Annotated in this window: 9 protein-coding genes and 1 pseudogene; 3 read left to right on the top strand and 7 right to left on the bottom strand. The window is 38.6% G+C overall.

From position 1 onward, the window contains the following. Window positions 1–71: 71 nt before the first annotated feature. A complete protein-coding gene (locus VCASEI_RS08850; protein ID WP_089111129.1) occupies window positions 72–1,571 on the bottom strand; it encodes a peptide MFS transporter in 1,500 nt (499 codons plus the stop codon). 388 nt (window positions 1,572–1,959) lie between these two features. Between VCASEI_RS08850 and rfaH the strand changes: the two genes are divergently transcribed. Beyond that, window positions 1,960–2,454, top strand: a complete 495-nt coding sequence (rfaH, locus tag VCASEI_RS08845; protein ID WP_086962579.1) for a transcription/translation regulatory transformer protein RfaH — start codon at window positions 1,960–1,962, stop codon at window positions 2,452–2,454. A gap of 143 nt (window positions 2,455–2,597) precedes the next feature. On the opposite strand, the gene asnB is transcribed toward rfaH, so the two are convergent. The 5 genes and pseudogenes from asnB to nagB form a co-directional block, all read right to left on the bottom strand. Beyond that, a complete protein-coding gene (gene asnB / locus VCASEI_RS08840; protein ID WP_086962577.1) occupies window positions 2,598–4,262 on the bottom strand; it encodes an asparagine synthase B in 1,665 nt (554 codons plus the stop codon). Between the two features lie 221 nt (window positions 4,263–4,483). Then, window positions 4,484–6,113: pseudogene (locus tag VCASEI_RS08835) on the bottom strand (cation:proton antiporter domain-containing protein). Window positions 6,114–6,201: 88 nt separating this feature from the next. Next, complete coding sequence (gene nagC / locus VCASEI_RS08830) at window positions 6,202–7,416, bottom strand: DNA-binding transcriptional regulator NagC (protein WP_086962575.1); 1,215 nt, start codon at window positions 7,414–7,416, stop codon at window positions 6,202–6,204. A gap of 2 nt (window positions 7,417–7,418) precedes the next feature. Further along, window positions 7,419–8,555: an N-acetylglucosamine-6-phosphate deacetylase gene (gene nagA, locus VCASEI_RS08825; RefSeq protein ID WP_086962574.1), complete on the bottom strand. Its 1,137-nt coding sequence runs from the start codon at window positions 8,553–8,555 to the stop codon at window positions 7,419–7,421. Between the two features lie 40 nt (window positions 8,556–8,595). After that, window positions 8,596–9,396, bottom strand: a complete 801-nt coding sequence (nagB, locus tag VCASEI_RS08820; protein ID WP_086962572.1) for a glucosamine-6-phosphate deaminase — start codon at window positions 9,394–9,396, stop codon at window positions 8,596–8,598. Window positions 9,397–9,669: 273 nt separating this feature from the next. Here nagB and nagE point away from each other — a divergent pair, with 273 nt between their 5' ends. Both nagE and glnS read left to right on the top strand, forming a co-directional pair. Continuing rightward, the gene (gene nagE / locus VCASEI_RS08815; RefSeq protein WP_086962571.1) at window positions 9,670–11,163 is read left to right on the top strand and encodes an N-acetylglucosamine-specific PTS transporter subunit IIBC; all 1,494 of its coding nucleotides are present in this window, start codon (window positions 9,670–9,672) and stop codon (window positions 11,161–11,163) included. Window positions 11,164–11,359: 196 nt separating this feature from the next. After that, window positions 11,360–13,024 (top strand): glutamine--tRNA ligase, encoded by a 1,665-nt coding sequence (gene glnS, locus VCASEI_RS08810; RefSeq protein ID WP_086962569.1) that lies wholly within the window; start codon window positions 11,360–11,362, stop codon window positions 13,022–13,024. A 155-nt stretch (window positions 13,025–13,179) separates the two neighbouring features. On the opposite strand, the gene fcrX is transcribed toward glnS, so the two are convergent. Continuing rightward, a complete protein-coding gene (gene fcrX, locus VCASEI_RS08805; RefSeq protein WP_086962567.1) occupies window positions 13,180–13,626 on the bottom strand; it encodes a ferric iron uptake transcriptional regulator FcrX in 447 nt (148 codons plus the stop codon). Window positions 13,627–13,682 lie beyond the last annotated feature (56 nt).

The following is a 13,682-nucleotide window of genomic DNA, read 5'->3' as shown; positions in this document are numbered from 1 at the left end:
ATCGCATAATGAAGTGACCCCCAATAGTTAGATAACCAACCTTGGGGGTTATTTATATCTGAATCAAGGTATTAATGAATGCCTTGATGTCTTTTGTCTAGGCGACGCATCAATGGAAGAACAGCTAGAGCGATAAACGTACAGACGACTGCCGCCATACCGAGCTTATTGAACAAGCTTGTATAAATATCTAAGGTTTCGAGTGGGTTACTCATCCCTTTTGGAATACTTGCAAAGTTAGCCACTACGCCACCTAAGTATTGTGAAATACCACAAGCAACATAATAAGCACCCATCATGAAGCCACCCATACGCTCAGGAGCATAGCGTGCGATCATTGCAAGGCCTAGGCCACTTACGAGTAATTCCCCTAAAGAGTAGGCACCGTAACCGACGATCATAACCCAAGAGGTTGTTTTACCATTAACCGCAAAATTACCAGCAAAACCGTAAACAAAGAAGCCGACCGCGACAACAGCAAAGCCTAAAGCAAATTTACCTGCAATAGAAAAGTCTTTATTGTTCTTACCTGCTTTTGTATAAAGGAAAGCTAGTATTGGACTAAGTAGCATAATCCAGATTGGATTCAATGCTTGGAATTGTCCAGGAGACCAGGTCATCAAGTTGATGCCGAATATATTGAAGTTAAGATCAACGTTTCGTAAGGCAAATAGAGCCAATGAGGTCGACATTTGCTGATAGAAAATGAAGAAAAATACGGTCTGAATGATTAATACTAGTGCGGCAATCAATCCTGCACGCTCATGCTTTTCACTGCTACGAATAAGATGAATAAAAATACCAAGAACGACAATACCTGCAACATAAACGAAGATTCGAGCCAGAGTTTGGTATTCAAGAATTAACGCTGAAATACCAACGGCTGCAACGGCGCCGGTAATCACCATCGCTAGTTTACGCTGATCTACGGGTTTGGTATCTGGTTTTGAACCATATTTACTCAGTGATTTTCGCATCAAAAAGTAGTTTCCCATACCGACTAACAGACCCACACAACAAACTGCAAAAGCCGCGTGCCAGCCAAATTGATTACCGTAATGTTCATTGACGTAATCTTTAATCCATGGTGTTAGTAGCATAGAGAAAGTTGAACCAACATTTACTGCCATGTAGTAGATGGTAAATGCACTGTCAATTTTTGAGTCATCGCCTTCATAAATTTTGCGCACAAGGTTACCAGCATTGGGCTTAAAGAAACCATTACCAACAACGATGATGCCTAAGGCAAAGAATAGTACCCATGTGTTTTCTGATGGAATCGTCATTACTGCATAGCCAAGCGCTAAGATAAATGCACCTAGGAGCATTGTACGCTTGGTTCCTAAAACTTTATCGCCAATCCAGCCGCCGATAGCCGGTGATACATAAATTAATGCAGCACAAGCCCCCCAAACTAAATTTGCTCGTGAGTCTTCAAAGCCTAGACGTTGGATCATGAAGTAAACGATCAGTGCTTGCATACCGTAGTAGCCAAATCGTTCCCATAATTCAATCATGGATACTGTCATGAATGACTTAGTTTGTGACGTTTGTGTTTGGTGTGTTGTCATGTGATTGTTCCAAATAATGAATACTTACTACCATCTTTGAAAAAGTTGGTGATTGCATACTAGGAGTCCGTATATTTAGAAAACTATTTTTTTTATCTTTTATTGATAGAAAAAAGAGCCCTCATCGCATAAGTTTTTTTAATGCTTAATATTACAGAATCTAATGCTTCTATTATATATACAGACCAAATTTTAAAACTACAATGATCTGAGACATTAGTTTTTACATCTACTTACTGATTGGATAAATAAAGAACGATAATGTTATTTTTATTCGATTGATGTTAATAAATTGCTTTATTTGTTGGTGTTCTTGATATTGATATGAGGATTTTAACCGTTAAGAGATGATGGTAGGATGGATTAAAATTTTTAAGGGTAAGTGATCATGGAATCCTGGTATTTACTTTATTGTAAGCGTGGCGAACAACAAAGAGCAAAAATGCATTTAGAAAATCAATCAATAGGTTGTTATTACCCTGAAGTAGAAGTAGAAAAAATTGTTCGAGGAAAAAGAAAGCGAGTTTTAGAAGCTTTATTTCCGTCCTATATTTTTATTGGTTTAGATATGTCAACGAGTCCTAGCTTTACGACGATTCGCTCCACTCGTGGTGTTATGGACTTTGTAAGATTTGGTGGGCAACCTTATCAAGTACCAGTAAGTCTTATCGAACAATTAAAGCAGTGTGAAAATCATGATGACTTAGATTGCACTCAATTACCTCAATCAGGGCAGGTTATTCAAATAAAATCAGGGCAATTTGCTGGATTTGATGCGATATATCAAGAACCTGATGGTGAAAAACGTTCTATTCTATTCATTACACTTATTAATCAACAGGTTAAAGTTAAAGTCGATAACAACGATGTGGTGTGGCGTTAACTTACTATCAAAGTCTTTATCTTTTTATTGGGGTAAGGTTTATAGGTAACGTTATTTTTTCCTCCTGAATCCCATGAATAAGATAAATAATGCCTCTTATGAATAAGCATTAGAGGCATTATATTTATGGTTATTAAAATCGATTAATAAGCGTCGTTATGAACCGATTTTATAGCACGCCCTGAAGGGTCAGCATTATTCTTGAATGATTCATCCCATTCAATGGCTGTTGCAGAAGAACAAGCAACCGATGGACCACCAGGGACACATTTGGCCGCAGATTCTAAAGGAAACAGTTCAGAGAAAATTTCACGATATACATAACCTTCTTTAGTCGTTGGTGTGTTATACGGAAACTTGAATGCTGCTGTTTCTAATTGTTGAATTGTTACTTTCTCTTCAGCTTGGGCTTTTAGTGAGTCAATCCAGTTATAACCAACGCCATCAGAAAATTGTTCTTTTTGGCGCCATGCAATAGATTCAGGAAGATAATGTTCAAAACACTCACGTAATATGTGTTTCTCCATCTTTCCGTTACCACACATTTTATCTTCTGGGTTCAAGCGCATTGCCACATCGATAAATTCTTTATCTAAGAAAGGTACGCGGCCTTCAACTCCCCAAGCTGCTAATGATTTATTAGCACGTGCACAGTCGAACATATTAAGAGCGAGTAGTTTACGAACGGTTTCTTCATGGAATTCTTTAGCGTTAGGTGCTTTATGGAAGTATAAATAACCGCCAAATATTTCATCCGCACCTTCACCAGACAATACCATTTTAATTCCCATCGCTTTAATCTTACGTGCAAGCAAGAACATTGGGGTCGAAGCACGAATCGTAGTCACATCATAGGTTTCGATATGGTAGATAACATCACGGATCGCATCAAGGCCCTCTTGAACGGTATAAGTCATTTCATGGTGAACTGTGCCAAGTTTCTCTGCAACTTCACGAGCTGCCTTTAAGTCAGGGGCATCTTCAAGACCAATCGCGAAAGAGTGCAGTTGAGGCCACCAAGCTTGAGATTGCTCATCATCTTCAATACGCATCGCTGCAAAGCGCTTAGCGACAGCAGAAGTGATGGAGGAGTCCAATCCACCAGAAAGTAATACACCGTATGGAACGTCTGTCATTAATTGACGCTTCACTGCATCTTCTAGAGCTTTCGTTAGATCTTCTTTATTTGTTAAATTACCTTGGACTGCTGCGTATTCCATCCAATCTCGTTGATAATAACGGACGGGTTCGGAATCATCTGAGCTATAGTAACTACCCGGAGGAAATTCACTGATTGTTTTACAAACAGGTACTAAGGCTTTCATTTCTGAAGCAACATAGTAGTTACCGTGTTCATCATAACCCTGATAAAGAGGAATAATACCTATGTGGTCACGGCCAACAAGGTACTTATCTTTCTCTTCATCATAAAGAACGAAAGCAAAAATTCCGTTTAGTTCTTCCAGTAAGTTTTCGCCTAATTCTTGATATAACGCGAGAATGACTTCGCAGTCTGAATCTGTTTGAAAGTTGAATTTATCCGCATATTTCGCTCGGATTTCTTTGTGGTTATAGATTTCACCATTCACGGCTAGAATATGTTTTTTATCTTCGCTATAAAGTGGTTGTGCACCACTATTTAAACCGACAATTGATAAACGTTCATGAGCGAGAATGGCGCTGTCGGATGCATAGATGCCAGACCAGTCAGGTCCACGGTGGCGAAGTTTTTTCGACATCTCTAGTGCAATTGGACGTAAAGCGGCTGGATCTGATTTTATGTCTAAAATACCAAATATTGAACACATACTCTTTCCTTAAAAATCCATTTTGAAGTTATTATTTTTTCGTTACATTCAATTTGCCAGTATCAATAAAAAAAGCAACCAATCATTGTTAAAAAAAACCTTAAACTACACCTGTGGTGAATATTTTTTAATTAAAATCGATTTTTGATTGATATTATCCATTTCAAGTTGGTTTTTATACGCACCAGTATCCAGCAAGCGGTTCCTCATATGTAGAATAATTAGGTTAAATCGTTTGTTTTGTCCCAATTTCCATGTTGCATAAGCTTAAACTGAGGGTTTAATTTATCACAAACATGTCGAGCAAAACCTGCCCCTGCTTCGTTGTATATATTAAATGCTGCATCCACGCCATTTTGTGTGAGTTCAGTTACTTGATCTGGGAACTCTGCAATGGCCGCAACTTGGCCTTTATAGTGTCGAGCCTTTAGTTGTTCTAAAGCCGATTGATTTCCTTGATGATGCGGCATTGCTAATAGCACGAGTTTTACATTGGCTATATCTAAAATCCGTTCCCAAAAATCAGAGTCAGTAGCATCGCCTTGAATCACATTTCGGCCGCTTTGTCGGTGGGTGTGGACAACATCGCTGCGAGTTTCGATACCCAAACTAATTTTGCCATAACGGGTTCGAATTTCATCATAGGCCCCGGTTCCAATTCTCCCCATGCCTAAAATTAATACTTGAGCGTTTCCAGAGTTTATTCTTTTATCCCGGAAGTGAAGCTTTTCATCGGCGCGTTCTCTTAGCCAAGGAGAAGTATATCGGTATATTTTATGGCTTATGTTGTTGATAGGTGCCGCGATGATAAAAGAAAGTGATACGGCTAAAGCAATCGCGACCATCATCTCTCCAGGTAACCAACCAAGTTTATAAGATAAGCCTGACACAATCAGTCCAAATTCACTATAATTTAGAAGGGTGAGGGAAGAGAGTAATGAAGTCCGTACTCTAAACTTAAATAAGTTGATCACCGCAAAATAGAGGATGCCTTTTATGGGCAGTAACAAGACTAATAAGATAGCTAAAATCAGTCCATCTAAGGTTGGTGTATTTGATAAGCCGATATTTAAAAAGAAACAAACTAAGAACAGCTCTTTTATATTGAATAGTGATTTTGAAAGCTCGGAAGCTTTATGGTGACCTGCGAGCAGCATACCTAAAATTAATGCGCCCAAATCAGCCTTCATACCGACGGCAGTGAATAAACCAGCGCCCATGACCAAGGCCATGAAAAAGCCATAAAGAAGCAGCACTTCTCCATGCCCACATTTATCGAGGATTTTATAAAAAAGAGGTCGAGCGAATGGTAAAAGAAATAACGCTATAGCATACCATTCGGGAATTTTGCCGGTTGAAATGGTCAGAAATAAAACGGCGAAGATATCTTGCATGATCAAGATACCAATGGAAATTGTTGCAAAGGTGGAGTTCATACTACCTTGCTCTTCTAAGCTTTTAATAGCAAACACAGTGCTAGAAAAAGACAGGACAAAAGCCAGTAGTAACAGTTGTAAGGAATCTATATCAGTAAATAATTTGATACCAATAGATTTTAATCCGATCAAAGCAAGCGTGAAAAATACAGTAGAAAGTACATTATGTAAGGTTGCACTGGCCCATATTTCTTTTGCTAATAATGATTTAACATCTAGTTTCAGACCAATAGTAAAAAGTAAAAAGTAAAAGAGTGACACCTAGATCGGACAAGGTAGAGATAACTTCATTGCTATGAAAATCAAAATATTGAAAACCAAATCCCGCAATAAGAAAACCAACAAGCGGAGGTAAATTGAGCCTCAGGGCAATAAAGCCTGAAACAAATGCAGCGATGATTAAAAAGATATCCATTTTAAATTTCCAGAGAATTAGGAGGGATAAAAGTAAAAAGCGGATATATCTTTAGATATATCCGCTTGAGATCATAGAGTTATTTGATTTAATTTTCTAATAGTTTTTGTAATAGGACGCCATTTAGCATTGCACGCTTAATCATGGCAAACGCCCCAATAGTCGGTTTTGTGTATAGCTGTGATTCAACAATTGGTAAGTTTTTATGGAAAGCTGCTAGAGAGTGGTTTTGTATATTTCGCTGAATCGCGTGAAAAATGATCTCTTTTGACTTAACGATTTCACCCGCAATGATGATTTTTTGTGGATTAAACAAGTTAACAGTCATCGCGATGGCTTTACCAAGATGATTACCCACTCGAATGAGTGATTGAGAAGCTAGCTCATCACCTTGATTAGCATGCTCACAAATAGCCGACATTGTTAGTGATTCGATTTGTGCCAAGCTTGATGGGTAACCCTGTTCTAAGCGTTGTTTTATATGAGCGATAATTGCAGGATTGGCGGCAACGGTTTCAAGGCAGCCAAAATTTCCACATTGACAGCGATCACCGAGTGGCTCAATTTGTATATGGCCGATTTCACCAACGTTTCGGTTTGAACCCAAAAATACTTGCCCATTTACGATGATACCTGCACCTGCACCACGATAAACACTGACTAATATTGAATCTTGGCAGTCACGACTAGCACCAAAGTAATGTTCAGCTAGTGCTAAACCGCGGATATCGTTTCCAACAAATACTTCAACAGAAAATGTTTTTTGTAATAATTTACCCAGAGATAAATTGTCAATTTCTGTGTTGGGCATGTACTCAACGACACCTGTTTCTGGGTTAACTAACCCCGGCAGGGTAACTCCAATTGCAATCAGTTGGTCAATTAAATTTTTATTTTGATTAATGAAAGCTTTGGTATGTAAAACAAGACCATCCAGTAAATCTTGTTGTTTGTCATATCGAAAAGGGGAGTGGTGATTCGATAATTCGTGGCCACTAAGATCGTACAGACTAATCTGAATATAATCGCGACCAAGACGAATTGCTATTGAATGGAAAGGTCCTGTTTCTGTGGTTAAAGAAATAGCACGTCGTCCACCGGTTGAGGCTTGTTGTGCTACTTCCTTAATTAAGCCTCGCTCTAAAAGCTGACGGGTTATTTTGGTGACACTGGCGGGGGCAAGTTGGCTTACATCGGCAACTTGGATCCTTGATATTGGACCTTGTTGATCGATCAAACGATATACAGCTGCACTGTTGAGCTGTTTTACTAAATCTACATTACCAATTTGTCCGCCATTCATTATTAAGTCTGCTCGTATTGTCCGTTAACAATCGTCGCTTTTACATTAAAGTCACGATCAAATACAGTTAAGTTTGCAACCATTCCTGATTTGATTACGCCAAGCTGCTTATCGACCCCAATTGCTCGAGCTGGATAAAGCGTAGCCATACGCAGTGCTTCGTCTAAAGCGATCCCTACATGTTCAACCGTATTACGTACGGCTTCAATCATGGTTAAAGCTGAACCACCAAGTGTGCCATTTTCATCAACACATTTGCCATCTCGGTAATATACTTTCTTACCAACAAAAATAAAGTGATCCATATCAGCACCTGCCGGAGCTGTGGCATCAGTCACTAAAACAAGCTTATCACCTTTAATTTTATGGGCGATACGGATGTTTGCATAATCAACATGAAAGCCATCAGCAATGATACCAGCATATACTTCTGCTGTGTCATATATCGCACCAACAACACCAGGTTCGCGGCCAACCATTGGTGTCATTGCATTGAATAAATGCGTAGCAAAGCTAATACCATGAGCAAAGCCTTCACGGGCTTCAGTATAAGTGGCGTTAGTATGGCCTATAGATACAACTATACCAGCTTCAGTAAGTTCTTGAATATGCTCAGATTTGTTTTGTTCGGGCGCTAATGTCACTTTTGCAATAACATCATGATTATCACACATCAATTGAATCATATCATCATCAGATTTCCTAATAAAATCAGGGCGGTGGATGCCCTTTTTCAAAACATTTAAGTATGGACCTTCTAAGTGCAAACCTAATGATTGATTTTTATATTGTTGTTGATATTCTCTGCCTGCTTTAATTGCTTGTTGCATATCTTCATTTGAAGAGGTAATTAAAGTCGGAGTAAAGCTTGTACAGCCAGATTTTAAATTGGCTCTATGCATAATTTGCATGGTTTCTGCTGTGATTTCATCATTCAGCATTACGCCACCACAGCCATTCAACTGTAAGTCAATGAAACCAGGACTGAGAATCGCACCATTTAAATCTTTAATTTCAATGTTTTTTGGTAAGTCTTTACTCTTGATGACAGATTTGATTTTGCCTTTTTCAATCACGACTGCGTGTTCTGTAAGCACGTCATGACCGGTGTAAATTTTGGCATTAATCAGAGCATACATAGATAACACCCTTTGTTATTTAAAATTCATGTTGGCTATATTAAAGATTTTTGATGTTTTCAGCTTCTAACTCACGGAAGTACTTAACGGTTTTAACTTTAAGCTCTTGAGTTGATGGTTCATCACATACAATGACAGATTTAGCATGCAATTGAAGTGCTGAAACGGTCCATAAATGGTTTACTGAACCTTCAACAGCTGCTTGTAATGCAAGTGCTTTATTGTGGCCGGTAATTAAGATCATTACTTCTTCTGAATCTAATAAAGTACCGACACCGATAGTAAGTGAGTATTTTGGTACTAAGCTGATATCCCCATTAAAAAATCGAGAATTCGCAATACGTGTGTCTTCAGTTAAGGTTTTGATACGAGTACGTGATGATAAAGATGATGCAGGCTCGTTAAAAGCTATATGACCATCATTGCCTACACCACCCATGAAAAGATTGATACGACCATAAGATTTGATTTTATCTTCATAACGTTTACATTCAGCATCATGATCTTCAGTGTTACCATTTAACAAGTTGATATTTTTTTCCTGAATATCAACATGGTTAAAGAAGTTTTCATACATGAATGAACGATATGATTCTGGATGGTTAGTATCTAGTCCAACATATTCATCCATGTTAAATGTCACAACGTTTTTAAAGCTTACTTCGCCAGCGTTATGAAGTTTTATGAGTTGCTTATAAGTATTCAACGGGGAGCCACCCGTTGGTAATCCTAATACAAATGGACGATCTTCGCTTGGTTGGAACTTGTTGATTTTATTTACTATATGGCGAGCAGACCAGAGGCCTACGTCATTAGCATTACTTAATGGAATTAATCTCACAGTGCACCTCTACTGGACATAAACTAAAAATTCATATGATAAGTCACTTTCATTATTTTGCATGATAAAATAAGTTTTGGAAACTATCTAGTACAAATAAGATAATGTGTTCACAACTATTACGCAAATAGGCAAATATCTCTTGATTAAGATCACAAATACTATGGTTTTAATTTGCGGACTAAAATTAATTAAATAGACTGTGCCTGTACTAATTTTTTTTATAAAAATAAGTTTGTATCTATTCATACAAAATCCATAGGGGGAATTACGGTGAATATTTTAGGATACTTCCAAAAAGTCGGTAAGGCGTTAATGGTACCAGTTGCCACTCTGCCTGCTGCGGCAATATTAATGGGTATAGGTTACTGGATTGATCCTAATGGTTGGGGAGCAAACAGTGCTTTAGCTGCGTTTTTAATTAAAGCGGGTGCAGCGATTATTGACAATATGTCATATCTTTTCGCAATTGGTGTTGCGTATGGTATGTCGAAAGATAAAGACGGTGCAGCAGCATTAGCAGGCTTCGTTGGTTATACGGTAGTTATTACTTTATTGTCTCCAGGGGCCGTTTCACAAATTCAAGGGATTGACCCGAGTGAAGTGCCTGCAGCATTTGCAAAAATTAATAACCAGTTTGTTGGTATCTTAATGGGTATTCTAACTGCTGAAATTTATAACCGTTTCTCTCATGTTGAATTGCATAAAGCGTTATCTTTCTTTTCAGGTAAACGTTTAATCCCAATTTTAACGTCTTTTGCTGGTATTTTTGTTGCCTTTATTCTGATGTACTTATGGCCAATCGTATACGGTGGCTTAGTACACTTTGGTGAATCAATCCAAGGTCTAGGCGCAACAGGTGCTGGTATCTACGCTTTCTTCAACCGTTTATTGATTCCTGTAGGGCTTCATCATGCACTAAACTCAGTATTCTGGTTTGATGTTGCAGGTATCAATGATATTCCTAATTTCTTAGGCGGTGCTAAATCCATAGCAGAAGGCACTGGTATTCCTGGCGTAACCGGCATGTATCAAGCGGGCTTCTTCCCAATTATGATGTTTGGCCTACCTGGCGCAGCACTAGCTATTTACCATACTGCAAAACTTAAGAATAAAGAAAAAGTCGCTTCTATTATGATTGCTGCTGGCTTCGCTTCATTCTTTACTGGTGTTACTGAGCCTCTAGAATTCTCATTCATGTTCCTTGCTCCACCTTTGTATCTATTGCATGCAATCTTAACGGGTATTTCAGTTTACATTGCTGCATCTATGCACTGGATAGCTGGTTTCGGCTTCTCTGCCGGTCTTGTGGATATGGTGTTATCATCACGTAACCCACTTGCTGTTAATTGGTTCATGTTGTTACTTCAAGGTGTTGTATTCTTTGCCATCTACTACTTCGTATTCCGTACAGTGATTACTAAGTTCAATCTGAAGACACCTGGCCGTGAAGATGATGACGTAGAATCTAAGTCGAATGTTAAGGGATCAGAGAAGTCTTCTGAGCTTGCCCGCCAATATTTAAAAGCCTTAGGTGGTCATCAAAATTTATCGAGTATTGATGCATGTATTACTCGTTTACGCTTATCTGTAAATGATATGAGCGTGATTGATGAATCTCAGCTTAAAGCATTAGGTGCGATGGGAGTGATTAAACTTGGTACAAATAATTTACAGGTTATTTTAGGACCATTGGCTGAAATCATTGCTGGTGAAATGAAGAATGTTCCAGAATCTGAAGATTTAGAAAGTGTGATGCTTCCTTAATCATTATTCTGTTACCATCATTCAAAAGCCTCGTTTATCGAGGCTTTTTTGTACACTTACCATTATTTTTTGCCGTTTGACTGGGTTTTTGTTCAATTAGCAAAGAAAATATCAGTTATTGTTGTGTATCAGGCTAGAATTGTGGATCATTAGCCATAATTATTTAAGGCTCTATTATTTTACTGAGGTACTGTCGATGAGTGAAGTTGAGGCTCGTCCATCTAATTTTATCCGTCAAATTATTGACAAGGATTTAGCTGATGGAAAACACACTAGGATTCATACACGTTTCCCACCTGAACCGAATGGCTATTTACATATTGGCCATGCTAAATCTATTTGCTTAAACTTTGGTTTGGCTCAAGATTATCAGGGTCAGTGTAACCTTCGCTTTGATGATACTAACCCAGCGAAAGAAGACATTGAATACGTTGAATCAATCAAGCAAGACGTGAATTGGTTAGGCTTTAATTGGGATGGCGAGATTTGCTATTCATCTAACTATTTTGATGCGCTATATGGTTACGCTGTAGAGTTGATTGAAAAAGGCTTAGCTTATGTTGATGAGCTGACTCCTGATGAAATTCGTGAATACCGTGGCACGTTAAAAGAGCCTGGAAAAAATAGTCCATACCGCGACCGCAGCGTTGAAGAAAACTTAGTGTTATTTGAAAAAATGCGTAACGGTGGCTTTGAAGAAGGTAAGGCTTGCTTACGTGCTAAGATCGATATGGCATCTTCGTTTATCGTTATGCGCGATCCCGTGCTTTATCGTGTGCGTTTTATCAATCACCATCAAACAGGGGATAAGTGGTGCATTTACCCAATGTATGACTTCACCCACTGTATTTCCGATGCGTTAGAAGGTATTACTCACTCACTATGTACGCTGGAGTTTCAAGATAACCGTCGTTTATATGACTGGGTTTTAGAAAATATTACGATTGATACTCGGCCTCATCAGTACGAATTTAGCCGTTTAAACTTAGAATATACGGTGATGTCTAAGCGTAAACTAAACCAATTAGTCACTGAAAAATTAGTGAATGGTTGGGATGACCCTCGTATGCCAACGATTTCTGGTTTACGTCGTCGTGGCTTTACTCCGGGTTCTATTCGTGAGTTTTGTTCACGCATTGGTGTCACTAAGCAAGACAACATGATTGAGTTTAGCTCACTTGAAGCATGTATTCGTGAAGACCTAAATGAAAATGCACCGCGTGCGATGGCGGTACTCGATCCGGTTAAAGTAGTGATTGAAAACTTTGAAAGTGAAGAAGTATTGACGCTCGCGAATCACCCGAATAAGCCTGAAATGGGCAGTCGTGAGGTTCCTTTTACACGCGAAGTGTGGATTGAAGCGGATGATTTCCGTGAAGAAGCTAACAAAAAATACAAACGCTTAGTTCTTGGTAAAGAAGTTCGTCTACGTGGTGCTTACGTGATTCAAGCGAATCGTATTGAAAAAGATGAGCAAGGTAACGTAACGACGATTTACTGTACTTACGATCCAGAAACTTTGGGTAAAAACCCAAGCGATGGCCGTAAAGTAAAAGGTGTTATCCATTGGGTTTCAGCTGAAAAAGGTTTGGCAGCAGATGTCCGCTTGTATGATCGTTTATTTACGGTGCCAAATCCCGGAGCTGCTGACGACTTTGCGGCAACCATTAACCCTGATTCACTAATGGTGAAAAAGGCGTTTGTTGAACCAAGTTTGATTAGTGCTAAAGCTGGTGTAGGGATTCAATTTGAACGTACTGGTTATTTCTGTATTGATTCAAAAGATTCATCACCACAAGCTTTAGTTTTTAATCGTACCGTCGGTTTACGTGATACTTGGGCAAAGATTGAGGTTCAATAATTATTAATCATTATGTAGGGAAGGCTTGCTCTTTCCTATAATGGATGTTGAGGATGTCTTGACAAGAATGAGTAAAATAAAAAACGCATCTTAATGAATAAGATGCGTTTTTTATGTAGCGTTATTGGTCACTGTGTAACTAGGATAACTAAGGCTTACTTTGTTTTATGTGCGTTAGTTTCAGTTTTACAATTGCCATCCGCACAACGACCATATAAATAGAGGCTGTGGTTCGTCAGTACTACATTATATTTTGCGGCAATTTCTTTTTGGCGTTCTTCAATAAGATCATCGGTAAATTCAATTACCTCACCACAATCCAAACATACTAGATGGTCATGATGATGCTGAGTGGATAGCTCAAAAACAGATTTACCACCTTCAAAATGATGTCGAGTGACTATACCTGCATCATCAAATTGGTTTAAAACACGATAAACAGTCGCAAGGCCAATTTCTTCACCAAGATCGATCAGCTTTTTATATAAGTCTTCAGCACTGATATGTTGGCAGTCAGGTGTTTGTAGCACCTCTAGAATTTTGAGTCGAGGTAAGGTGACTTTTAGGCCTGCTTCCTTTAGAGCTTGGTTGTTATCTGGCATTTTACTTTCCTGTGATATTCCGTTTTGTAACAGAAGGCGTGAATAACATGATTGTA

This window comes from Vibrio casei (assembly GCF_002218025.2).
Classification (GTDB): Bacteria; Pseudomonadota; Gammaproteobacteria; order Enterobacterales; family Vibrionaceae; genus Vibrio; species Vibrio casei.
Note: the sequence above shows the minus strand (reverse complement) of the source record. Positions and strands in the feature narration are given on the sequence as shown.

Coding starts and splice junctions, on each gene's coding strand:
- VCASEI_RS08850 (WP_089111129.1), bottom strand. CDS start 1,571: ATGACAACACACCAAACACAAACGTCACAAACTAAGTCATTCATGACA.
- asnB (WP_086962577.1), bottom strand. CDS start 4,262: ATGTGTTCAATATTTGGTATTTTAGACATAAAATCAGATCCAGCCGCT.
- nagC (WP_086962575.1), bottom strand. CDS start 7,416: ATGAATGGCGGACAAATTGGTAATGTAGATTTAGTAAAACAGCTCAAC.
- fcrX (WP_086962567.1), bottom strand. CDS start 13,626: ATGCCAGATAACAACCAAGCTCTAAAGGAAGCAGGCCTAAAAGTCACC.
- rfaH (WP_086962579.1), top strand. CDS start 1,960: ATGGAATCCTGGTATTTACTTTATTGTAAGCGTGGCGAACAACAAAGA.
- glnS (WP_086962569.1), top strand. CDS start 11,360: ATGAGTGAAGTTGAGGCTCGTCCATCTAATTTTATCCGTCAAATTATT.
- nagA (WP_086962574.1), bottom strand. CDS start 8,555: ATGTATGCTCTGATTAATGCCAAAATTTACACCGGTCATGACGTGCTT.